The sequence below is a fragment of the Streptomyces hypolithicus genome (genome assembly GCF_052934925.1).
In genome coordinates this window covers 2517205-2538619 of the sequence record NZ_CM128811.1, presented here as the reverse complement: position 1 = coordinate 2538619, position 21415 = coordinate 2517205, and the positions used below count along the sequence as shown (strand labels likewise).

Here is a 21415-nt window from a genome sequence, read left to right as displayed (position 1 = left end):
GGAGGTTTGCCCCCGTATGCAGAAGCGCGACATGTTCTCCCGAGCCCGCACCTCGTCCGTCCGCACCCGTCGCAACGCCGTCGTGGCCGCCGGGCTCGGCGCGACGATGATGCTCGGTACGGCGGGCGTGGCGTTCGCCGCCGACGGGTCCCCCGCAGCAGCCGTCCAGAAGCAGGCCGAGGTTCAGGCCAAGGCCGCCGACGGCGCGAAGAAGGCCGACGCGAAGAAGGCCGCCACCGCGAAGGCGAAGAAGGCCAAGCAGGCCGAGCAGGCCAAGAAGTCCGCCTGGAAGCAGCCCGTCCAGAAGTACTCGCTCAGCGCGACGTACGGCAAGGGCGGCGGCATGTGGGCCAGCAAGCACTCCGGCCAGGACTTCGCCGTGCCCGTCGGCACCCCGGTCTCGGCCGTGCACGGCGGCACCGTCGTGAAGGCCGGCCCGAACGGCGGCGGTGACGGTCCGGCGTACGGCAACGCGATCGTCGTCAAGCACGACAACAACACGTACTCGCAGTACGCACACCTCTCGAAGCTTGAGGTGACGCCCGGCGAGAAGGTCAAGTCCGGCGAGCGCATAGCCCTCTCCGGCAACACCGGTAACTCCAGCGGCCCGCACCTGCACTTCGAGATCCGCACGACGCCGAACTACGGCACCGCGATCAACCCCGTGTCGTTCCTGCGCTCCGAGGGCGTCAGCCTCTGACGCCCGACCCCTGAGCGGCTCGAAAACCGAACCGAAGGCGACCCCGAGAGCAGCTCCGCGCTGCTCCCGGGGTCGCCTTCGTCGTGCCCACCCGGCTCACCAGGGGCCGCCCGTTGTCAGTGCCGCGTGTCAGCATCGAGGACATGGACACCACGACGACCGGCGCGACGGCTCACCTGTCTCACCTGCGTCAGCTGCGCCGCGCCAAGGACGCGATGGACCGCGACTGGGCCGAGCCGCTCGACCTGGACGCGGTGTCCGCGCACGCCGGCTATTCGCGGTACCACTTCATCCGCGCCTTCAAGGCGGTGTACGGCGATACGCCCGGCCAGTACCTGTCTCGCCGCCGCATCGAGCGCGCCGAGGAGATGCTGCGCACGGCGAATCTTTCGGTGACCGAGATATGCGCGCTGGTCGGCTTCGCCAGCCTCGGCACCTTCTCGGCACGCTTCAAGAAGCAGACCGGGTGCTCGCCGAGCCTGTACCGCACCAGGCACGCCGGGCGCCGGGCGGCACTGATACCCGGGTGCTACGCGATGCTCTGGGCCGGGGGCTTCCCTGCGGCGGAGCGCGATGCCGAAGAAGCGCAACTCTGAAGAAGCACGATGGAGCGTCCGCTGCCTACGGTGGCAGGGCGGCGGTGAGCACCGGCACACCGGACGTACCACCTCACGCACCACGTCATAGGAGCACTCCCGTGATCAAGGGAATCGCCATCTGCACGGTCTGGGTCCTGGACCAGGAACGGGCCAAGGAGTTCTACACCGAGAAGCTCGGCTTCGATGTCCGTACGGACATGACGATGGGCGAAGGCGGGATGCGCTGGCTGACCGTCGGCGCGAAGGACCAGCCGGACGTCGAGCTGACGCTCATGGTTCCGGGGGCGCCCGCCATGGACCCGGAATCCGCCGAAGCGATCAAGAGGCTGGTTGCGAAGGGGGTGCTGGGCGCGGGGGTGCTGGCCACCGACGACATCCACGCCGACTACGCGACGCTCAAGGCGCGCGGGGTGGAGTTCCTCCAGGCGCCGCAGGAGCGCCCGTACGGCACGGAGGCGATCTTCCGTGACGACTCGGGGAACTGGTTCTCGTTCACCCAGGCGCGGGAAGAAGGGGACCTCGACCTGGGCAAGGACTGGGCCTGCTGACGCCTCAAGGAGTGTGCTCGGATCAAGGAGTGTGCTCGGAGAGCCGCACGGCCGGGAAGCTGCCGGTCGCGGTCGGCGCGTGCTCCGGCAGCCACAGCACCGCTATCGCCCCGCCGTCCCGGTGCGCGTTGCGGAAGGTGAGCCGCGCCCCGAGGACGCGGGCCTGGCCGGCGGCGATCGTCAGGCCCAGTCCGTGCCCACGGCCGGCCCGGTCGCTGCTGCCCGTTCGGAACCGGCTCGGCCCCTCCTTGAGCAGCGCCTCCGGGAATCCCGGCCCGTGGTCGCGGATGCGCAGGACCCGCCCCTCGACGGTGACCTCGAACGGCGCCCTGCCGTGCTTGGCCGCGTTGCCGAGGAGGTTGCCGAGGATCCGCTCCAGGCGGCGCGGGTCGGTATTCACCCACGACTCGTGGACGACCTGCACCACCGTGTCCGGGTCGAGCAGCGCGACCCGGCGGCTGACGAACTCCCCGAGCGCTATCTCCTGGAGCTCGGCCCGCTCCGCCGCGCTGTCCAGCCGTGCCACCTCCAGCACGTCCTCGACGAGGGTGCGCAGCGCCTGCGCCCGGTCCCGTACGAGCTCCGTGGGGCGGCCGGGCGGCAGCAGCTCCGCCGCAGTGAGGAGACCGGTCACCGGGGTACGCAGTTCGTGGGCGATGTCCGCGGTGACCCGGCGCTCCGCTTCGAGCCGGGCCTGGAGGGCGTCTGCCATGGCGTCGACGGCGCCCGCCAGCTCGTCCGTCTCGTCGCGTACGACACCGCCGACCGCGTCCCGCACGCGTACCTGCGTATTGCCCTGCGCGACCTTGCCCGCCGCGGTCGCCGCCTGGCGCAGCCGTCGGGACAGCTGGCCGCCGATCAGCACGCCGAGGGCGCAACCGCCGAAGACGACCGAGACCGAGCCGATCACCAGGGCCCGGTCCAGATCGTTCATGATCGTCGCGCTGCGGTCGGTGAAACGGGTGTGCAGCGACAGGACGTCCCCGTTGCCGAGGGGGGCCGCCGCCCACACGTCGGGGACCCCGCCCCGGCCGTCCGTGACGTAGGTCGCGCGGCGGCCGTTGTCCATGCTCGACTTGAGCTCAAGGGGCAGGGTGGGGTCGTTGAGCTTGGTGCCGAACTTGGGCTCGCGCGAGGACTCGTACCAGCGTTGGGCGAACTGGAGCCGCTCTATCTGTACGTCGCGGGCGTTGTCGAGCATGGAGACGCGGGCCGCGTTGTGCACGACGAGACTCAGGGTGACGGCGATGAGGGCACCGACCGCGGCGATCGCGATGCTGATCTTCCAGCGGACGCCGGTGCGCAGGGCTGGGCGCATGGGCTAGGCCTTCAGCTTGTAACCGAAGCCCCGGACCGTCTCGATCCGGTCCTGGCCGATCTTCGTGCGCAGCCGCTGTACGTGGACGTCGACGACCCGGGTGTCCCCGCCCCACCCGTAGTCCCAGACCCGTTCCATCAGCTTGTCGCGCGACAGGACCGTGCCCGGCGTGGACGAGAACTCCAGCAGCAGCCGCATCTCGGTCGGCGTCAGGCCGACCGGGGCGCCGCCCCTGCGTACCTCCATGCCGTCGGTGTCGATCTCCAGGTCGCCGAAGACGAGCACCCCGCCGTCCGGCCCCTCGCGCTCGCCGGGCGACCCGCCCCCAGGACCGCCCGCGTGCCCGAAGCGCCGCAGCACCGCGCGGATACGGGCCACGAGCACCGCGCCGTCGAAGGGTTTCGTCACATAGTCGTCGGCCCCGGCCTCCAGGCCCAGGACGACATCGATCGAGTCGGCCCGCGCCGACAGCATGATCACCGGCACCGTCGACTCGTCGCGGATACGACGGCACAGGCTCACCCCGTCCAGCCCCGGCACCATCACATCGAGCAGCGCGATGTCCGGGCGGTCACTGCGGAACGCCTCAAGCCCCGAGAGCCCGTCGGGCATCGCCGTGACGGTGAAGCCGTCGCGTTCCAGCGCGAGCTGGGTTGCCTCGCGGATGACGTCGTCGTCCTCCACGAACAGGACGTGTGTCTCGGCCATCCGCTGCTCTCTGTCCACTCGGTTCGGTCGTGCGCTCAGGCTGTTCACTCGGTCTTCGGATCAGTCTTCGGACCGGTCGCTCGGAGCCGGCTCGGAGTCCTCCGTCTCGCCGCCCGCCCCACCGTCCGCGCCGTCCCCGCCGATCGCACGGCTGAAGTCGTTGTGCACCTGGTCGTAGATGCTGAACTTGCTGTCCGACCAGCGGTAGGTGATGACTTCCTCACCGGACGGGTACGCCATCGAGTCGTTCTTCCCGTACACCGGCTTGGTCAGCACCAGGTCGCCCCGGTCGATCTCCGCGTAGACCGCGGGCGACTCGGCCGCGAAGACGTTCTCGTACGCGTCCCCGTTCTCGCGGTAGACATACGTCCCGATGCCCACCGCGTCCTCGCAGGTCATCACGTTCACCACGACGTCGTTGGCGGCCCCGCCGGTCACCTTGCCGTACGACGTGTCCACCGGGTACTCGTCCTCGACGCACGGCTTCAGGTCCCGCTTGACCGTGTCGCTGACCTTCGGGTCGCCCCGGAGAAGCGCCACCGGGTCGACCCGCCCGGCACTCGGCTGAGTGGCCGGGCGGGCCGAGGGCGCCGCCCCGACCACCGGGTCCGTCCTGGCGGGGCCGGCGTCGCGGGCCCCCGTACCGCCCGCGTCGCACGCCACCACGGCCAGACAGACGACGGCGACACCGGCCACCGCAGTGCCGGTCGCCGCCGGTGTGAACCTGCCGCCCCTGCCTAGGCGCACCGCTCCATCCCCCGTTCGTCACCCAGCTCCGCACGGTCGAGGGCGTACGCGTCCAGCTCGCGGCTCTCCAGTTCCTGCCGGAGACGGGCCAGCGCCCGGTGCAGCGTGCTCTTGACCGTACCCGCGGACATGCCCAGGGCCTGGGCTGTCTCCTCGGTGCTCATCTGCTCCCAGTGTCGCAGGACCACGACACTGCGCTGCTTGGGAGCCAGTACGCCGAGTATGTCCATCAGCAGGGCACGGTCGGCGCGCTGGTCCGCGCCGTCCTCGACACTCGCGTCGGGCAGTTGCTCGGTCGGAACCTCTTCGAGCTTGCGGGCGCGCCACCACTCCGTACGAGTGTTGATCATGACGCGGCGCAGGTAGGCGTCGGCCAGCGACTTGTCGGCGATGCAGTCCCACCGGCCGTACGTACGCACCAGCGCGGTCTGGAGAAGGTCCTGGGCGTCCACCGGGTCGGGGACCAGGCGCCTGGCGCTCCGCAACAGCGCGTCCTGCCGAGTGCGTACGTACTCTTCGAACCCGAGCACCTCGCCGTGCGCCATTTCGAACCGCCTCCGTCCCCTGCCAAACCCCGTGTCCCGCTTACGTCCAGGACGCTACGGAGGGGTTGTCACGGCACTGTGCGGGTCAGCCCTCGGCAAACGCACGGCTGTCCATCGGTTGTGTAACGACGCCGGGATCAGGCGTGCGGGAGCCGGTAGACGCCGTTCTCCAGGGGCTCCACCAGCCCGTCCGCGACGAGCCCGTCCAGTGCCCGCGCGCGCTGCACCGGCTCGTCCCACACCGCGTCGAGCGCGCTCTGCGCGACGGGCGTCACGGCGTCCCTGAGCACGGCGAGCAGCCGGCCGCGCACCTGGCGGTCCGTACCGGCGTACGTCTGACCGCGCCGCGGCGGCCCGTCGTGCGCCGGCATCCCCGCGAGCCGCCACGCACAGTGCTGGGCGACCGGGCAGCGCTCGCAGTCGGGGCTCTTCGCGGTGCACACGAGGGCGCCGAGCTCCATCGAGGCGGCGGCCCAGCGCGCCGCGCGCGCCTGGTCGTCGGGCAGCAGCGAACGGGCGAGCTTGCGTTCGGCGGCGGTGGTGGCGTTCGGCGGGTACTGGACGCCGGTGACGGTGCGGGCGAACACGCGCCGGACGTTCGTGTCGAGGACGGCGTGCCGCTGCCCGTACGCGAAGGAGGCGACAGCCGCCGCCGTGTATTCGCCGATCCCGGGCAGCGACAGCAGCTGGGCGTGCTCGCTCGGTACGTCGCCGCCGTGCCGCTCCGTTATCGCCACGGCCGCCCCGTGCAGCCGCAGCGCACGCCGCGGATACCCGAGCCGGCCCCAGGCCCGCACCGCTTCGCCGGGCGAGTCGGCGGCCAGGTCGGCGGGGCGGGGCCAGCGGGCCATCCATTGCTCGTACACCGGCAGAGCCCGGCTGACCGGCGTCTGCTGAAGCATGAACTCGCTGACCATCACACCCCAGGCCCCGGCTTCGGGCCGGCGCCAGGGGAGGTCGCGGGCGTGGGTGTCGAACCACGCGATGACGGGGGAGTGGAGGGCGGTGGCGGTGGTGGAGTCACTTGTCGCAGTCATGGCACCACCGATCCTGACACGTTTCTCCGCGCGGCCGGGCGAGGCTCGGTGTGCGAAGACGGCGGGGCGCGAAGACGGACAGGGCGCGAAGACGGCGGGGCGCGAAGACGGCCGGGGTGTCAGGGCGTGGCGGGCGGCCGGGATGATGATCGTGAAAAGTTGGGTGCGGACGGCGGGTGGGGCGGGAGTTGGCGCCGATCTCTCGTACAGTTTGCGCCGTGGGATCTATGCGCAATCCAGTCGGGCCGCTTCCCTCCTCCATTTACTGGCGCCGGAGGGCAGTCGCGCTGTCCTTGGTGGCGTTGCTCGCGCTGATGATCCTATGGGCCGTCATGTCCGGTGGTGGCGACGGCAGCGGGGGCGACGGAGCCCGGGGGGCCACCCCGGCGCCGTCCACGATCACCCCGGGCCCCGGTTCGTCGGGCCCTGCCATCACCGAGGATCCGGGCGGCCGCGACGAATCGGGCGCCACCGCTGGGAGCGCGGGCGCCGACGGCGGCGGCAGCGGTGACGGTGGCGCGGACGCCGGTGGTACGGACGCGGGCGGCGACGGCGCGGACGGCGGGGCCGGAAACGGCGGCGCCGACGGTGGCAGCGGGTCGGGTGACGACAGCGGCAGCGACAGCAGCATCATCGGGAGCGGCGGCCGGGGCGCCGGTCAGCGCGTTCCGGCCGGGTCCAGCCTGCCCAACTGCGTAGCGGCGAGCATCGAACTGACCCTGCGCAGCGTGAAGAACGAGTACGAGTCCGGTGAGAAGCCCAGGTTCGAGCTGATCGCGGAGAACACCTCCGGCGCGGCCTGCAAGATGGACTTCGGCCCGAAGGTCTCCGTGCTGACGATCACCGACGACGACAACAACACGGTGTGGGCCTCCGAGGACTGCCCGCGCGGGCCCGGCAGTCTGCTGCTGCGCGTCCCCGCGCACAGCAGCGTCACGCGCACCGTCGAGTGGAACCGCAAGGAGAGCGCACCGAAGTGCGCGACGCCGTCCGCCGGCACCGTGTCCGAGGGGACCTACCTGCTGGAGCTGCCCGGCGCGAAGTCCCCGGCCACGTTCACACTGAAGGACGACTGAGAGCGGAACGGGCCGGCGCGACCGGCCCGTTCACTGCGGCGGGCGCGTCAGACGTAACGTTCCAGGATCGACGACTCGGCCAGCCGTGACAGGCCCTCGCGCACCGAGCGGGCCCGCGCCTCGCCGACGCCGTCGACCGTCTGGAGGTCGTCGACGCTCGCGGCGAGCAGCTTCTGCAGACCGCCGAAGTGCTCGACGAGCCGCTCGATGATGGCGCCCGGCAGCCGCGGAACCTTCGCCAGCAGCCGGTACCCACGCGGTGAGACCGCGGCGTCCAGTGTCTCAGGTGAGCCGCTGTAGCCCAGCGCCCGTGCCACGACCGGCAGTTCGAGGAGCTCGGTGTGGGGCAGCGCGTCCAGATCGGTCAGCGCTTCGTCGACCGTGCGCGAACGCTTCGCCGTCGGCTCCGGAACGTAGTCCCGTACGACCAGTTCGCGCTCCGGTTCGACGCCCGCGATCAACTCGTCGAGCTGGAGCGACAGAAGCCGTCCGTCGGTGCCCAGCTCCACCACGTATTCGGCGATCTCGGTGGCGATACGGCGCACCATCTCCAGGCGCTGCGCCACCGCCGTCACGTCGCGGACCGTCACCAGGTCCTCGATCTCCAGCGCGGACAGCGTGCCCGCGACCTCGTCGAGGCGGAGCTTGTAGCGTTCCAGGGTGGCCAGCGCCTGGTTCGCGCGGGACAGGATCGTCGCCGACTCCTCCAGGACCCGGCGCTCCCCGTCGACGTACAGCGCGATCAGGCGCATCGACTGGGAGACCGATACGACGGGGAAGTTGCACTGCTTGGAGACGCGGTCCGCCGTGCGGTGGCGCGTGCCGGTCTCCTCGGTGGGGATGGAGGCGTCCGGGACCAGTTGCACCCCGGCCCGTAGGATCTTGGTGATGTCCTTGTCGAGGATGAGCGCCCCGTCGAGCTTGCACAGCTCACGGAGGCGGGTCGCGGTGAACTCCACATCCAGGACGAATCCACCGGTGCACATGGATTCGACTGTTTTGTCCATACCGAGGACGATGAGGCCGCCGGTGTTGCCGCGCAGGATGCGCTCCAGGCCGTCACGCAGCCCCTTGCCTGGCGCGACAGCGCTCAGCGAGGCGCGCATCAGGGCTTCGGTGCCTGAGCCTTGGCCGGACTTTCCGGATGCTGCCCGGTCGATGGCTGCCACTGCACTCCTCCGGTCACGGGGTTGCGGTGCCCTTGAGGCACTGAACTTCGCCTCGCGTACTCGTACGGATGGGCGAGACCAGGGCAAAGTCTACCGGCGCTGTTCCTCGACCTGGGGGGCCTGTGCGCGAGAGCGGCGCGGGAGGACTCTCAGGGCCTCGCCGATGTCCGCGACCTCGGTCACCTTCATGCCCGCCGGAACCTTCCCCGGATCGCCGGGAACCAGCGCGTGCGTGAAGCCCAGACGGTGTGCCTCGGCCAGCCGGCGCTGCACGCCGGTGACCCTTCGGACCTCGCCGGCCAGGCCCACTTCGCCGATCGCCACCAGGTTCTTCGGCAGCGGGGTGTCGCTGGCCGCGCTGGCCAGCGCGAGTGCGACCGCGAGGTCGGCGGCCGGCTCGGTGAGCTTCACGCCGCCCACCGTGGCGCTGTAGATGTCCCTTTTGCCGAGCGCGGTGATACGTCCGCGCTGCTCCAGCACCGCCAGCATCATCGACACCCGCGACGTCTCCAGACCCGACGTGGTGCGCCTGGGGGACGGGATCTGTGAGTCGACGGTGAGCGCCTGGACCTCGGCGACCAGCGGCCGGCGGCCTTCGAGGGTGACGGTCAGACAGGTACCGGGGACTGCTTCCGCACGCCGGGTGAGGAACAGGCCCGAGGGATCGGCCAGGCCGGTGATGCCCTCGTCGTGCAGCTCGAAGCAGCCGACCTCGTCGGTCGCGCCGTACCGGTTCTTGACGCCTCGTACGAGCCGCAGCCGTGCGTGCCGGTCGCCCTCGAAGGACAGCACCACGTCGACCAGGTGCTCCAGCAGGCGCGGGCCCGCGATGGCGCCGTCCTTGGTGACATGGCCCACCAGCAGCGTCGACATGCCGCGATCCTTGGAGGCCCGGATGAGCGCGCCCGCGACTTCGCGCACCTGAGCCATGCCGCCCGGCGCTCCGTCGATCTCCGGCGAGGCGACGGTCTGCACGGAGTCGAGGACCAGCAGGGACGGCTTGACCGCGTCCAGGTGGCCGAGGACCGCGGACAGGTCGGTCTCGGCCGCGAGATAGAGGTGATCGCTGAGCGCGCGGATCCGGTCGGCACGCAGGCGCACCTGGCTCGCCGACTCCTCGGCCGTCACATACAACGTGCGGTGGTCGTCGCTCGCCGCTTTGGCCGCCACGTCCAGCAGCAGCGTCGACTTGCCGACGCCGGGCTCGCCGGCCAGCAGCACCACGGCGCCGGGCACAAGACCGCCGCCGAGGACCCGGTCCAGCTCGTCGACGCCGGTGGAGCGGGCGGCCGCGGTGCGCCCGTCGACCTGGCCGATGGGGAGGGCGGCCGAGCTGACCCGGCCGGCCGCTGTGGTCCGTACGGCGGGCGTGCCCGTCTCCGCGATCGTCCCCCAGGCCTGGCATTCGGGGCAACGGCCGAGCCACTTGGCGGTCGTCCAGCCGCATTCGGTGCAGCGGTGGGCCGGACGGTCCTTCGCGGATGAACGAGATGTACGGGCAGCCATGGTGGTGACCGTACAGGTCGGGTACGACAACGGCTCCGGGTATCCGGAACCGCTGGTTCCACATGTCCGGAACCGCTGATTCCTGACCCCTTTCGAGGGATCTGTTCACCCGTACGGGTTAAATGTGCTCAAGGGGTACCAAGGTGCGTGCCTCGTTTGCCTACGGTCGCCAGGTGACAAGCAGCAGGCTGGAGCCCCCGCACACCACCGGCGCACACCGGGCGCAGAGTCGTGCGCCCCGGACCCCGCTCGCGCCGACGCTCGTGCAGACCCCCGCGCAGACCTCTGCGCAGACCCCCGCGCCGCGGTGCGAGCCGTACCTGGACGGCCTGTTCACCTACTGCCTGTCCGTGCTGTGCGACCACGACGCGGCGACGGCGGTGCTCGGTCACGTGCTCGCCATCTCCGAGCGCCATCGCGGGCGTTGCCCCTCCCGCGAGCCGGAGCGCAAGGCATGGCTGTACGCGCTGGCGCGGTGGGCCTGCCTGCGCCGGCTGGCGGAGCAGAAACGGCGCAGACAGGGGGCGCACGCGGGAGCGGCGCGCGGGGCAGGAGCACGCGGGACAGGGGCGCACGCGGGCGGGGCCCATGGAGCGGGCCGGCCTGCCACGGCTGTACCCGTACCCGTACCCGACGAGCTGGCCGAGCGCCGCCGGGGCGAACTGGCCCATCTCGCCTGGCCCGAGGCGGCCGGCACCACCCCGGAGCAGCGGGACGCGCTGGAACTCGCCGTACGCCACCGCCTGGGCCCTCGCGAAGTCGCCGCCGTACTGGGCATGGACTACCCCGCCGCCCGCGAACTGCTGGCCGCCGCCGCCTGCGAGGTGGAGCGCACCCGGGCCGCACTGGCCGTCGTCGAGAGCGGCAGCTGCCCCATCGTCGCCCGGTTGACCGGCGACAGCGAGGTGCTGCTCGGCGCGGCCCTGCGCCGCGAGCTCGTACGGCACGTGGACGACTGCCCGCACTGCCGCCGCTGCGCCGAGCGGGCCGGCGCGGGCGGCCCGTGGCCGGGGACGGGCGCCGCGCCGGCCGCGCTGCCCCTCGTCGGGGCGCCGAGGCAGGCGGCGTACTCGGCCATGGCCAACGTCCCGCGGGCGCGGGGGGCCGTACCCCGCTTCGACCGGGACGGTTTCCCGCTGGACCCCAAGGACCACGCGGCGCGGCGGGACCGGCTGCGTACCCGAGCCGTGACGACGACGGTCGTCGCGACGGTCGTCGCCGCACCGGTCTTCGCGCTCTGGGCTGCGTACCGGGGAGCCCCGCTCACCGGCGAGAGCGAGGGCGGCGCGTCGGTCACGGCGAGCGAGGCGGACGCCCCCGAGGACCTCCGGGGCGAGTTGCCCGGCGCCGCCGGCGGCGCCGGGGGCCCGGGCTACGACGCGTACGAGAACACGGGCGACGCCCGCACCGCCCCAGGCCCCCGCTCGACCCCGGGCGGCCGGTCGTCGGACGTGTCGGTCGAGGTCGTCAGCGGTGGTACGTCGATGCCGGGCGACGGCGGCCCGGAGCAGTCCGGACCCGGCCGGCTGCTGGTCGAGGCGAGGTCGGCAGGCAGTACCACCGTCGTCACGCTGCGCGCGGCCGGCGGCGGACGGGTGTCGTGGGCGGCGCGGACGAACGCGTCCTGGCTCTACCTGAGCCAGTCGTCGGGCACCCTCGAAGCGGGCGGTTCGGTCACGGTGTACGTGTCCGTGGACCATGAGCGGGAGCCGGCCGGTGCGTGGCGGGCGCGGATCGGGGTCGATCCGTCGGGTGCGGTGATCGCGGTACGGGGGCACGGGCGTCCCGCGCCGCCGCCGGTGCCGTCCCGTCCGACGCCGCCGCCCCCGTCGCCCGATCCGACGCCGCCGCCCTCGCCGGGCCCGACCCCGCCGGATCCGACGCCGCCACCGCCGTCTCCGGATCCGAGCCCGACCGACCCGACGCCGCCACCGCCGTCCCCGGACCCGAGCCCCACGGCCGGAAGCCCGTCACCTTCGTAGCGCGGGGGCCGGCGTCCGAGGAGCGGGCGCTCGGCCCGCGCCACCAGCTCCGCGTCGGCATCGGCGCCGCCCGTGACCGGTCCGGGGCGGAGTACCAACTACCGCCCCGCGGGGTCCGCCGGGTGCGGGGCCATGGGGAGCAGCGCCGCCTCCCGCTCCTCGCACAGCTCCGCCAGGCGCGCGTACCCTGCCGCCCCCATCAGTTCGGTGAGCTCCGGCCGGTACGACACGTACACCGGATCACCCGCCCCGTGCGCCGACGTCGCCGACGTGCACCACCAGTGCAGGTCGTGGCCCCCGGGCCCCCACCCGCGTCGGTCGTACTCGCCGATCGAGATCTGCAGGACCCGCGTGTCGTCGGGGCGCTCGATCCAGTCGTACGTACGCCGGATCGGCAGCTGCCAGCACACGTCCGGCTTCGTCTCCAGCGGCTCCTTGCCCTCCCGCAGCGCCAGAATGTGCAGCGAGCACCCCGCGCCGCCCGCGAAGCCGGGGCGGTTCTGGAAGATGCACGAGCCGTCCCAGCGGCGCGTCTGGCGTTCGCCGTCGTCGTCGGTCTGCGTCCACCCGGAGGCCGTACCGACGTCGTGGAACTGCCACAGCTCCGGGGTGAGGCGCGCCACATGGCCGGCCACGCGCTTCTCGTCGTCCTCGTCCGAGAAGTGTGCGCCCAGCGTGCAGCACCCGTCGTCCGCGCGGCCCACCTGGATGCCCTGGCAGCCACTGCCGAAGATGCAGCTCCAGCGTGAGGTGAGCCACGTCAGGTCGCAGCGGAAGACCTGCTCGTCGTCCGCGGGGTCGGGGAACTCCACCCACGCGCGTGCGAAGTCCAGCCCACCCTTCTCGTCCTGTTCCGGCGCGGCCGCAGGAGCGGGGGCCTGCTTGCTCTGCTTCCCGGTGCTCGGCTGCTTCCCGGTGGTGGGCTGCTTCGCGGCTTTGCCCGACTTCGCCTTTTTCGTCTTCGACACGCTGGCAAGGGTAAGCGCGACGCCGCAGTAGCGTTCCGCCTATGAGACTCGGAGTCCTCGACGTGGGTTCGAACACAGTTCATCTGCTGGTTGTCGACGCGCACCACGGCGCCCGCCCCCTGCCCGCCCACTCGCACAAGGCCGACCTGCGGCTCGCCGGGCTCCTCGACACGGACGGTGCCATAGGCGCCGAGGGCGTAGAGCGCCTGGTGGCCACGGTCGCCGGCGCGCTCCAGGCGGCCGAGGACAAGGGCTGCGAGGACGTCCTGCCGTTCGCGACCTCCGCCGTGCGCGAGGCGTCCAACGCCGATGAGGTCCTGGCCCGGGTCCACAGCGAGACCGGCGTGGCGCTCCAGGTGCTTACCGGCGCTGAGGAGGCGCGGCTGACCTTCCTCGCCGCGCGCCGCTGGTTCGGCTGGTCGGCGGGCAAGCTGCTGGTGCTCGACATCGGCGGCGGCTCGCTGGAGATCGCGTACGGCATGGACGAGGAACCCGACGCCGCCGTCTCGCTGCCGCTCGGAGCGGGCCGCCTCACGGCCGGCTGGCTCCCCGGCGACCCGCCCGACCCGCAGGACGTGAAGGCGCTGCGTCGTCATGTACGGGCTCAGATCGCCCGTACGGTCGGCGAGTTCAGCCGCTTCGGCAGGCCCGACCACGTGGTGGGCACGTCCAAGACCTTCAAACAGCTGGCCCGCATAGCGGGCGCGGCCCGCTCCACCGAAGGGCTGTACGTGCAGCGTGATCTCAGTCGCAGATCGTTGGAGGAGTGGGTGCCCAAGCTCGCCGCCATGCCCGTCACCCAGCGCGCCGGCCTGCCGGGCGTCTCGGACGGCCGCGCCGGGCAGCTGCTGGCAGGCGCGCTGGTCGCGGAGGGGGCGATGGACCTCTTCGAGGTGGACGCGCTGGAGATCTGCCCGTGGGCGCTGCGCGAGGGCGTCATCCTGCGCCGCCTGGACCACCTGCCGACCGGCTGACTCCCACCTGACGCCCACCGGGGAGCGGCCCGTACGCTGTCCCTCGTGGCAGAACCAGTGGTGCGCATCCCGGATGCGAAGGTCGCGCTGTCCACGGCGTCCGTGTACCCGGAGTCGACGGCGACGGCCTTCGAGATCGCCGCGCGCCTCGGCTACGACGGGGTCGAGGTCATGGTGTGGACGGATCCCGTCAGCCAGGACATCGAGGCGCTGCGCAGACTCTCCGACTACCACGGTGTCCCCGTCCTGGCCATCCACGCCCCCTGTCTGCTCATCACACAGCGGGTGTGGTCCACCGATCCGTGGAGCAAGCTCCAGCGGGCGCAGGCGGCCGCGGAGAAGCTCGGGGCGTCGACCGTGGTCGTCCACCCGCCATTCCGCTGGCAGCGTCAGTACGCCCGGGACTTCGTGACCGGGATCTGGCGGATGGCCGACGAGACGGCCGTCCGTTTCGCAGTCGAGAACATGTACCCCTGGCGTTACAAGGACCGCGAGATGCTGGCGTATGCCCCCGAGTGGGACGTGACCAAGGACGACTACCGGCACTTCACCGTCGACCTGTCCCACACCGCGACCGCCCGAACCGACACGATGGCCATGGTCGACCGGATGGGCGACCGGCTGGGCCACGTGCACCTCGCGGACGGCAAGGGGTCGGCGAAGGACGAGCACCTGGTGCCGGGACGCGGAAACCAGCCGTGCGCGGAGCTCCTGGAGCGGCTCGCGCTGAGCGGCTTCGACGGCCACGTCGTCATTGAGGTCAACACGCGGCGCGCGATGTCGTCCGCCGAACGCGAGGCCGACCTCGCGGAGGCCCTGGCGTTCACCCGGTTGCACCTGGCGTCCCAGGTGTCGCACCAGTGAGCGACGCACCAGTGAGCGGCGAGGGCCCCGGCTCCGAGTCGGCCGCCCCGGCCCCCCGCCGCCGCGGCCGTCCCCGCCGGTCCCCCGAGGACGCCGGTCCGGGCGCCCGCGAGCGGATCCTGCAGGCCGCCCGCGGTGAATTCGCCGAGCGCGGCTACGACAAGGCGTCCATGCGCGGCATCGCGAAGGCGGCAGGCGTCGACGCCGCCCTCGTCCATCACTACTTCGGTACGAAGGACGATGTCTTCGCCGCGGCCATCGAGATGTCCTTCGAGCCCGTGCTGGATCTCCCCGCCGTGCTGGCCACGGGCAAGGACGGTATCGGCGAGCGGCTGGCCCGCTACTTCATCGGCGTATGGGAGAACCCCGCGACCAGGGCCCCGCTGCTCGCCGTCGTCCGGTCCGCGCTGACGAACGACGCGGCGGCGAAGGTGCTGCGGACTTTCGTGCTGCGCCGGCTGCTGGAGCGGGTGGCCGGGGATCTTGACGTGCCCGATCCGACCTTCCGGGCGGAGCTCGCCGCCTCGCACATGGTCGGCATCGTGATTCTGCGGTACGTGATCAAGGCGGAGCCGCTGGCTTCGGCGGATCCGGAGCGCATTATCGAGCTGGTGGCCCCGACGCTTCAGCGCTACCTCACGCAAGCGTGACCGAAGGCTGAGCAGCCCGTCCCGCATTGCGGACGCACTGTCCGGATCGTGGATCCGAGGCGTACGCTCGAAGGGAAGTCCCTTGACCGGAGTCCCTTCTGCCCAAAGGAGCAAGCGACGATGCCCGAGCTGAGGTCCCGCACAGTCACCCACGGCCGCAACATGGCGGGCGCGCGCGCCCTTATGCGAGCGTCGGGCGTAGCGAGCGCGGACATCGGCAAGCCGATCGTCGCGGTCGCCAACTCCTTCACCGAGTTCGTCCCCGGCCACACCCACCTCGCCCCGGTCGGCCGCATCGTCAGCGACGCGATCCTGGCGGCGGGCGCGGTGCCCCGCGAGTTCAACACGATCGCCGTCGACGACGGCATCGCGATGGGCCACGGCGGCATGCTGTACTCCCTGCCCTCCCGCGACCTGATCGCGGACAGCGTCGAGTACATGGTCGAGGCGCACTGCGCGGACGCGCTGATCTGCATCTCCAACTGCGACAAGATCACGCCCGGCATGCTGATGGCCGCGCTGCGCCTCAACATCCCCACCGTCTTCGTCTCCGGTGGCCCGATGGAGGCCGGTAAGGCCACCCTCGTCGACGGCACGGTCCGCAGCCTCGACCTGGTCGACGCGATCTCGGACGCCGTCAACGACAAGATCTCGGACGAGGACATCCTCCGTATCGAGGAGAACGCCTGTCCGACCTGCGGCAGCTGCTCCGGCATGTTCACCGCCAACTCGATGAACTGCCTCGCCGAAGCCATCGGCCTCGCCCTCCCCGGCAACGGCTCGGTCCTCGCCACGCACACCGCCCGCAGGGCGCTGTACGAGAACGCGGGCCGCACGGTCGTCGAGATCGCCAAGCGCCACTACGAGCAGGACGACGACTCCGTCCTGCCCCGCAACATCGCCACCCGCGCCGCGTTCGAGAACGCCATGGCCCTCGACATCGCGATGGGCGGCTCCACCAACACGATCCTGCACCTGCTGGCCGCCGCACAGGAGGCCGGACTCGACTTCGGGCTCCCGGAGATGGACGCCATCTCCCGCCGCGTGCCCTGCCTGGCGAAAGTCGCGCCGAACGTCGCCCCCGGCGGCACGTACTACATGGAGGACGTGCACCGCGCCGGCGGCATCCCCGCCATCCTCGGCGAGCTGCACCGGGGCGGCATGCTCAACGACGACGTGCACTCCGTCCACGCCGACTCGCTCGCCGAATGGCTCAAGACCTGGGACGTGCGCGGCGGTTCACCGTCCGCCGAGGCCGTCGAACTGTGGCACGCGGCGCCCGGCTGTGTCCGCTCGGCCACTGCCTTCTCGCAGTCCGAGCGCTGGGACAGCCTCGACCTGGACGCGGCCGGCGGCTGCATTCACGACGTGGAGCACGCGTACTCCAAGGACGGCGGCCTCGCGGTCCTCAAGGGCAACCTCGCGGTCGACGGCTGCGTCGTGAAGACGGCCGGTGTCGACGAATCGATCTGGACGTTCGAGGGCCCGGCGGTCGTCTGCGAGTCCCAGGACGAGGCCGTCGACAAGATCCTCCGCAAGGAGATCAAGGAGGGCGATGTCGTCGTCATCCGCTACGAGGGCCCCAAGGGCGGCCCCGGCATGCAGGAGATGCTCTACCCGACGTCGTTCCTCAAGGGCCGCGGCCTGGGCAAGTCCTGCGCGCTGATCACCGACGGCCGCTTCTCGGGCGGTACGTCGGGCCTGTCCATCGGCCACGCCTCACCGGAGGCGGCGTCCGGCGGCACGATCGCGCTGGTCGAGGACGGCGACCGTATCCGCATCGACATCCCCGGCCGCACGGTCGACCTGCTCGTCGCGGACGAGACGCTGGCGGCCCGCCGCGAAGCACTCGCCGGGGTGTACGCCCCGAAGAACCGCGAGCGCAAGGTGTCGGCCGCGCTGCGCGCCTACGCCGCGATGGCGACCAGCGCGGACAAGGGCGCGGTGCGGGACGTGTCGAAGCTGGGCTGACCGGCCTCGCGCGGGCCGATCGCACTCACGACCCGGCCGCCTCACCAGCGCGCCGGGTCCTGCGCGTCCACCGCGAACACCGACCCGTCCGGCGCGGTCGCGAACACCCTGCGCCCGGCCGGCACGGGTGCGGGAAGCGTGGCCGTGAAGGTGTACCGCCCGTCGCCCATACGCGGTTCGGTCTGCCCCAGCAGCCGCCCGTCCGACGCCCCCACGGCCAGCAGCCGGCCGTCCGCCGCCGACAGATAGACGCGGTCCCCGGTGGCGACCGGGCGCGACGCGCGACTGACCGAGGTCTCCAGCCGCCACCGCTCGGCGTCCGCCGCACCCCCGGTGCGGCGCGTGTCGACGGCCGCCAGTGACCCGTTCACCCCGAAGACGTACGCCGTGTCCCCGCTCACCGAGGCCTGCGCCTGGTCCACCGGCGCGACCAGCGGGACACGGCGGGCGGTGCGTGTGGCGGTGTCGAGCCGGACGACCGCATGGGTGAGGCCGTCGGTGTCCGAGGCCAGCAGGAACAGGTCGGCCCGGGTGCCGCCCGAACCAGCGTCGGTGGCCGAGGCGCCGACCGGGCTGAGGATGCCGCCGCCCAGCCGCTGCTCCCACAGCCGACTGCCGCTGTCCGGGTCGACGGCGGCGACGCTGGTCGACGTACCGTCGGGCGACGCGGAGACCGCGAAGACCGGGCCGGCTCCGTCTGGCGAGGTCACCCACTGGGCACCGCCACCCCAGCGCCGCCCCGTCCAGCGCACCTTGCCGGTGGCGCTGTCGAGGGCCTCGACGGTTCCGTCGACGGACACGAGGAGCACCGACCTCTCCGTATGAACGACGGTCGGACGCTCGGAAAGATCAACGCCCCAGCGTCGCGCACCGGACACCGGATCGAGAGCCTCCAACCGCTCACCGCCAGGGACCACGACATGCAGGAGCCTGCCCGACAGGACGGGGACGCTGTCGTCCACGCCGGACCGGAGTGCTCCGGTCCGCTTCTGCGACCAGTCGACCCTGCCGTCGGCCGGCCGCAGCCGGGCGGCCGTGACGCCGGCGGCGCCGCAGTAGAGGGCGCGGTCGGCGTACGCACAAGCGGGCGCGCTGGCGCCCCGTCCGGTCCGCAGCGTCACGCTCCAGGGACGCACCTCCTCACCGGAGCCGCTCCCGCTCTCACTCCCGCCCTTCGGCCCCGGCGCGGCGGCGACGGTCCCCGCGCCGTCCCCCACGGCACGTACGCCGAGAACTCCGCCGACGGCCAGCGAGGTCAAGACCACGCCGACCAGGGTGAACACCGCCCGACGCGCCCGGGGAGGCCGACCAGGGTCGTCGCCCGGTTCCGCGATCCGCTGCACCGGTACGAACGCTCGGGTGTCCTCGCCCGTCCGGTACGCCGCCGACCTCAGCTCGGCCATCAGCGCGTCCGGCGTCGGCCGGTCGGCGGGCTCCTTGGCGAGGCAGCGGCCGACCAGCGGTGCCAAGGCCGGCGGAACGCCCGCCAGGTCCGGCTCGTCGTGCACCACCTGGTAGGCCACGATGTACGGGCTGTCCGAGTCGAAGGGGCCGCTGCCGGTCGCCGCGTGAACCAGCACGGACCCCATCGCGAACACATCCGCGGCGGGCCCCACCTCGCGCGGGCGCTGGAACTGTTCGGGCGCCATGAACGGCGGCGTCCCGATCAGCTTGCCGGTCTCCGTCCGCAGATCACTGTCCGAGGGCCGCGAGATGCCGAAGTCGATGACCTTGGGCCCGTCCGCCGCCAGCAGCACATTGCTCGGCTTGAGATCGCGGTGCACCACACCGGCGCGGTGGATGTCCCGCAACGACTCGGCGAGTCCCGCACCGAGCCTCAGCAACTCCTCGGCGGGCAGTGGACCGTTCCGCTTGACGCGTTCGGCAAGGGTGTGGCCCTCGATGTACAGGGTGGCCATCCAGGGGCGCGCCGCATCCGTGTCGGCGTCCACGACCGGGGCGGTGAACGCGCCACTCACCCGCCGGGCGGCTGCGACCTCCTGCCGGAAACGGGCCCTGAACTCGGGATCCTCCGCAAGGTCGGCGTGCACGACCTTGACGGCGAGACGCAGCCCGGACGCGGACATGGCCAGGTGCACCACACCCATCCCGCCGGAGCCGAGCACCGATTCGAGCCGGTAGTCCCCGGCGTATTCCGGATGCTCCGCTTCCGGTCCCCTCCCGGTACCGCGCAGCGGCGGCATCGCCCCACCCCCGTGTGTTCGTCCGCAAGCGCGACGAGCGGAGCCTAGTCGATGGTGCGTGCGATGCCGGTGCCGCTTGCTAGCCTGCGCGGCGTACGCGCAACGAACATCGACGGGGGAGGGCCTCATGGCCGTAGGAGAAGCGGAACCACACGTGCAGAGCGCCGGAGCGGCGGCCGCGGGGGCGGGCGCAGCGCACTATCCGGTGGCTCCCGGGTACCGGGTGAACGTACGCAGCGGCCCCGGCACGACCTACCGGATCGTCAAGACGCTGCCGTACGGCGCGCGGGTGCCGATCAACTGCCAGTGCCCGGGGACGACCGAGTCCGGCCCGTACGGCACGACGAACCTCTGGTCGAACATCGGTAACGGCCAGTTCGTCTCGGACGCGTACATCAACACGGGCAGCGACGGGTACGTCGCCGGGCGCTGCTCCTGACCCGCACGTCCCGCTCCCGGGGATAATCGACCCCGTGAGCGAGAACCCCGAAGGCACCCCGTCCCTGGCAGCCCCCACCCCCACCGGTCCGCGGCCCGAACCCATCCGGTTCTTCGGCACGACCTGGGTGGGCCACGGCAGCGGCTATGGGTGGCGCCGGGCCGGGGTCGCCGCCGGGTCGCTGGCAGCGGCGGCGGCCGGTTGCCTCGTGCTGCGCTTCGCCTACCAGGGCCTGGCGATCGCGGAGGTCGGCGGCTTCGTCAACATCCTGGTCGTCGCCATGTTCGCCATCTGCAGCGCGATCGCCTTCCGCCGCACGTGGGAGGGCTTCGCACGCCGCCCCGACCCGGCCGCGGAGGCCTCTCTGCGCAGCCTGAAGAGCATCGGCTTCGTCGGCGTACTCCTCGCCTACTTCTTCCGCTCACTGACCGAGGCGCCCGGCGAAAAGCTGCACCGCACCGAGTACGACGCGGCCATTGCCCAGTACGAACGCCGCCGAGGCACCCGCACCGGCAACCCGGCAGCCCGCCGCCGGAAGCGCCGCTGACCGTCTGCCTGGGCGGTTCCGGGCCGGTTCCCGGGCCGGTTCCCGGGCCGGGGGCGGGGGGCCCGGCGGGGGCCCGAGGCCGGCAGTTATGGGCCGGGGGCAGAGGCCTACGGGAGGCGCATTCGGGACTGCATGATTTAGGCGCGACGCCGCAGCGTTGATGGTGGCCCGGCAACCTGCGCCACAAATCACGCTCTACGTCCCGAACGCACCTCCCTACGGCCTCGACCCCCTCCCGCCGTTCCGGCGTGCGTCACACCCCGAACCCCCCGACCAAGCCGCCTCGTTGACCCCACTCAGGGGCACGGCCCCACACGCCCACAACGCCGGCAGGCGACGCAACCCTTTGGCTTTGGACGGCGTGCCGGGGACGCCCCCACGGGTGGTGCCGACACCTGCCCGTACCCGGGCCTGCACACTCCAGGCCCGCGCTCTTGGCGCTGCCCCGGGGCTCACGGCAGGTGCACGTGTCCACCGGCGTGAGGGGGCGGGTCGCGTAGGGGGTGGCGTTCGCGACGTAGAGCGTGATTTGTGGGCTAACGGGCTGGTGCGCGATAGGGGGCGGATCGGCCCGCGGCGTCGGATGCGGTGCATCGCAAGGCGGCGGAGCGTCCTCATAGCGGAGCTATCAGGACGTTTCGCCAGCGCGGCGAGGTGCCGTAGTCGGCGTCGCGGGCCCGTCCCCTATCGCGCACCAGGTCGTAAGCGTGGGCGTCGTACTCCAAAAACCCCGAGTGCGCCTAAATCATGCAGTCCCGAATGCCGCCCCCGTAGCGGCCCGCCCCCGCCGGCCCCGCCCGGCCCCCGGCACCCCAACACCCCCGCCGGGGCCCGACCCCGCGGCCGCACCTCCTTGACGCCCG

General features: G+C 72.1%; 20 protein-coding genes. 11 read left to right on the top strand and 9 right to left on the bottom strand.

The window, feature by feature from the left end; genetic code table 11:
• Positions 1-16: 16 nt before the first annotated feature.
• The 3 genes from ACU6WZ_RS11855 to ACU6WZ_RS11845 all read left to right on the top strand — a co-directional run bounded on the left by ACU6WZ_RS11855 (position 17) and on the right by ACU6WZ_RS11845 (position 1847).
• Positions 17-700, top strand: a complete 684-nt coding sequence (locus ACU6WZ_RS11855) for a M23 family metallopeptidase (RefSeq protein ID WP_447033212.1) — start codon at positions 17-19, stop codon at positions 698-700.
• Positions 701-843: 143 nt separating this feature from the next.
• A complete protein-coding gene (locus ACU6WZ_RS11850) occupies positions 844-1296 on the top strand; it encodes a helix-turn-helix transcriptional regulator (RefSeq protein WP_447033210.1) in 453 nt (150 codons plus the stop codon).
• A 101-nt stretch (positions 1297-1397) separates the two neighbouring features.
• Positions 1398-1847: a VOC family protein gene (locus ACU6WZ_RS11845; protein WP_447033209.1), complete on the top strand. Its 450-nt coding sequence runs from the start codon at positions 1398-1400 to the stop codon at positions 1845-1847.
• Positions 1848-1869: 22 nt separating this feature from the next.
• Here the strand turns inward: ACU6WZ_RS11845 and cseC are convergent, their stop codons facing one another.
• The 5 genes from cseC to ACU6WZ_RS11820 all read right to left on the bottom strand — a co-directional run bounded on the left by cseC (position 1870) and on the right by ACU6WZ_RS11820 (position 6202).
• Entirely contained in the window at positions 1870-3165 is a 1296-nt protein-coding gene (cseC, locus tag ACU6WZ_RS11840; RefSeq protein WP_447033207.1) for a two-component system sensor histidine kinase CseC, read from the bottom strand.
• 3 nt (positions 3166-3168) lie between these two features.
• The gene (gene cseB, locus ACU6WZ_RS11835; RefSeq protein WP_447033206.1) at positions 3169-3873 is read right to left on the bottom strand and encodes a two-component system response regulator CseB; all 705 of its coding nucleotides are present in this window, start codon (positions 3871-3873) and stop codon (positions 3169-3171) included.
• Between the two features lie 60 nt (positions 3874-3933).
• Positions 3934-4620 carry a hypothetical protein gene (locus ACU6WZ_RS11830; RefSeq protein WP_447033205.1) on the bottom strand — a complete coding sequence of 229 codons (687 nt, stop codon included), beginning with the start codon at positions 4618-4620 and terminating at the stop codon, positions 3934-3936.
• Complete coding sequence (locus tag ACU6WZ_RS11825) at positions 4611-5165, bottom strand: SigE family RNA polymerase sigma factor (protein WP_447033203.1); 555 nt, start codon at positions 5163-5165, stop codon at positions 4611-4613. Before ACU6WZ_RS11825 ends, ACU6WZ_RS11830 begins: the two co-directional genes overlap by 10 nt.
• Positions 5166-5302: 137 nt before the next feature.
• A complete protein-coding gene (locus ACU6WZ_RS11820; protein WP_447033202.1) occupies positions 5303-6202 on the bottom strand; it encodes an iron-sulfur binding domain-containing protein in 900 nt (299 codons plus the stop codon).
• 218 nt (positions 6203-6420) lie between these two features.
• Between ACU6WZ_RS11820 and ACU6WZ_RS11815 the strand changes: the two genes are divergently transcribed.
• Positions 6421-7278 (top strand): hypothetical protein, encoded by an 858-nt coding sequence (locus ACU6WZ_RS11815; protein WP_447033201.1) that lies wholly within the window; start codon positions 6421-6423, stop codon positions 7276-7278.
• Between the two features lie 47 nt (positions 7279-7325).
• Here ACU6WZ_RS11815 and disA read toward each other — a convergent pair whose 3' ends face one another.
• Together disA and radA are read right to left on the bottom strand one after the other, a co-directional pair.
• The gene (disA, locus tag ACU6WZ_RS11810; RefSeq protein ID WP_447033199.1) at positions 7326-8447 is read right to left on the bottom strand and encodes a DNA integrity scanning diadenylate cyclase DisA; all 1122 of its coding nucleotides are present in this window, start codon (positions 8445-8447) and stop codon (positions 7326-7328) included.
• Between the two features lie 90 nt (positions 8448-8537).
• Complete coding sequence (gene radA, locus ACU6WZ_RS11805; protein WP_447033197.1) at positions 8538-9953, bottom strand: DNA repair protein RadA; 1416 nt, start codon at positions 9951-9953, stop codon at positions 8538-8540.
• Positions 9954-10126: 173 nt separating this feature from the next.
• On the opposite strand from radA, the gene ACU6WZ_RS11800 reads away from it, so the two are divergent.
• Positions 10127-11935, top strand: coding sequence for a BACON domain-containing protein (locus ACU6WZ_RS11800; protein ID WP_447033196.1), 1809 nt, complete (start codon positions 10127-10129; stop codon positions 11933-11935).
• Positions 11936-12033: 98 nt separating this feature from the next.
• On the opposite strand, the gene ACU6WZ_RS11795 is transcribed toward ACU6WZ_RS11800, so the two are convergent.
• Positions 12034-12903, bottom strand: a complete 870-nt coding sequence (locus tag ACU6WZ_RS11795; protein ID WP_447033194.1) for a DUF3109 family protein — start codon at positions 12901-12903, stop codon at positions 12034-12036.
• Positions 12904-12944: 41 nt separating this feature from the next.
• On the opposite strand from ACU6WZ_RS11795, the gene ACU6WZ_RS11790 reads away from it, so the two are divergent.
• The 4 genes from ACU6WZ_RS11790 to ilvD all read left to right on the top strand — a co-directional run bounded on the left by ACU6WZ_RS11790 (position 12945) and on the right by ilvD (position 17362).
• Positions 12945-13877, top strand: coding sequence for a Ppx/GppA family phosphatase (locus ACU6WZ_RS11790; RefSeq protein WP_447033192.1), 933 nt, complete (start codon positions 12945-12947; stop codon positions 13875-13877).
• Between the two features lie 45 nt (positions 13878-13922).
• Positions 13923-14741 (top strand): sugar phosphate isomerase/epimerase family protein, encoded by an 819-nt coding sequence (locus tag ACU6WZ_RS11785; protein ID WP_447033191.1) that lies wholly within the window; start codon positions 13923-13925, stop codon positions 14739-14741.
• A complete protein-coding gene (locus tag ACU6WZ_RS11780; protein ID WP_447033189.1) occupies positions 14738-15391 on the top strand; it encodes a TetR/AcrR family transcriptional regulator in 654 nt (217 codons plus the stop codon). Before ACU6WZ_RS11785 ends, ACU6WZ_RS11780 begins: the two co-directional genes overlap by 4 nt.
• Before the next feature lie 120 nt (positions 15392-15511).
• On the top strand, positions 15512-17362 hold the full coding sequence (gene ilvD, locus ACU6WZ_RS11775; RefSeq protein WP_447033188.1) for a dihydroxy-acid dehydratase: 1851 nt from the start codon (positions 15512-15514) through the stop codon (positions 17360-17362).
• Between the two features lie 41 nt (positions 17363-17403).
• Here ilvD and ACU6WZ_RS11770 read toward each other — a convergent pair whose 3' ends face one another.
• Positions 17404-19566 carry a serine/threonine-protein kinase gene (locus tag ACU6WZ_RS11770; RefSeq protein WP_447033186.1) on the bottom strand — a complete coding sequence of 721 codons (2163 nt, stop codon included), beginning with the start codon at positions 19564-19566 and terminating at the stop codon, positions 17404-17406.
• Between the two features lie 127 nt (positions 19567-19693).
• Between ACU6WZ_RS11770 and ACU6WZ_RS11765 the strand changes: the two genes are divergently transcribed.
• Positions 19694-20005 carry an SH3 domain-containing protein gene (locus ACU6WZ_RS11765; protein WP_447033184.1) on the top strand — a complete coding sequence of 104 codons (312 nt, stop codon included), beginning with the start codon at positions 19694-19696 and terminating at the stop codon, positions 20003-20005.
• A 34-nt stretch (positions 20006-20039) separates the two neighbouring features.
• The gene (locus ACU6WZ_RS11760; RefSeq protein ID WP_447033183.1) at positions 20040-20552 is read left to right on the top strand and encodes a hypothetical protein; all 513 of its coding nucleotides are present in this window, start codon (positions 20040-20042) and stop codon (positions 20550-20552) included.
• Positions 20553-21415: the final 863 nt, after the last annotated feature.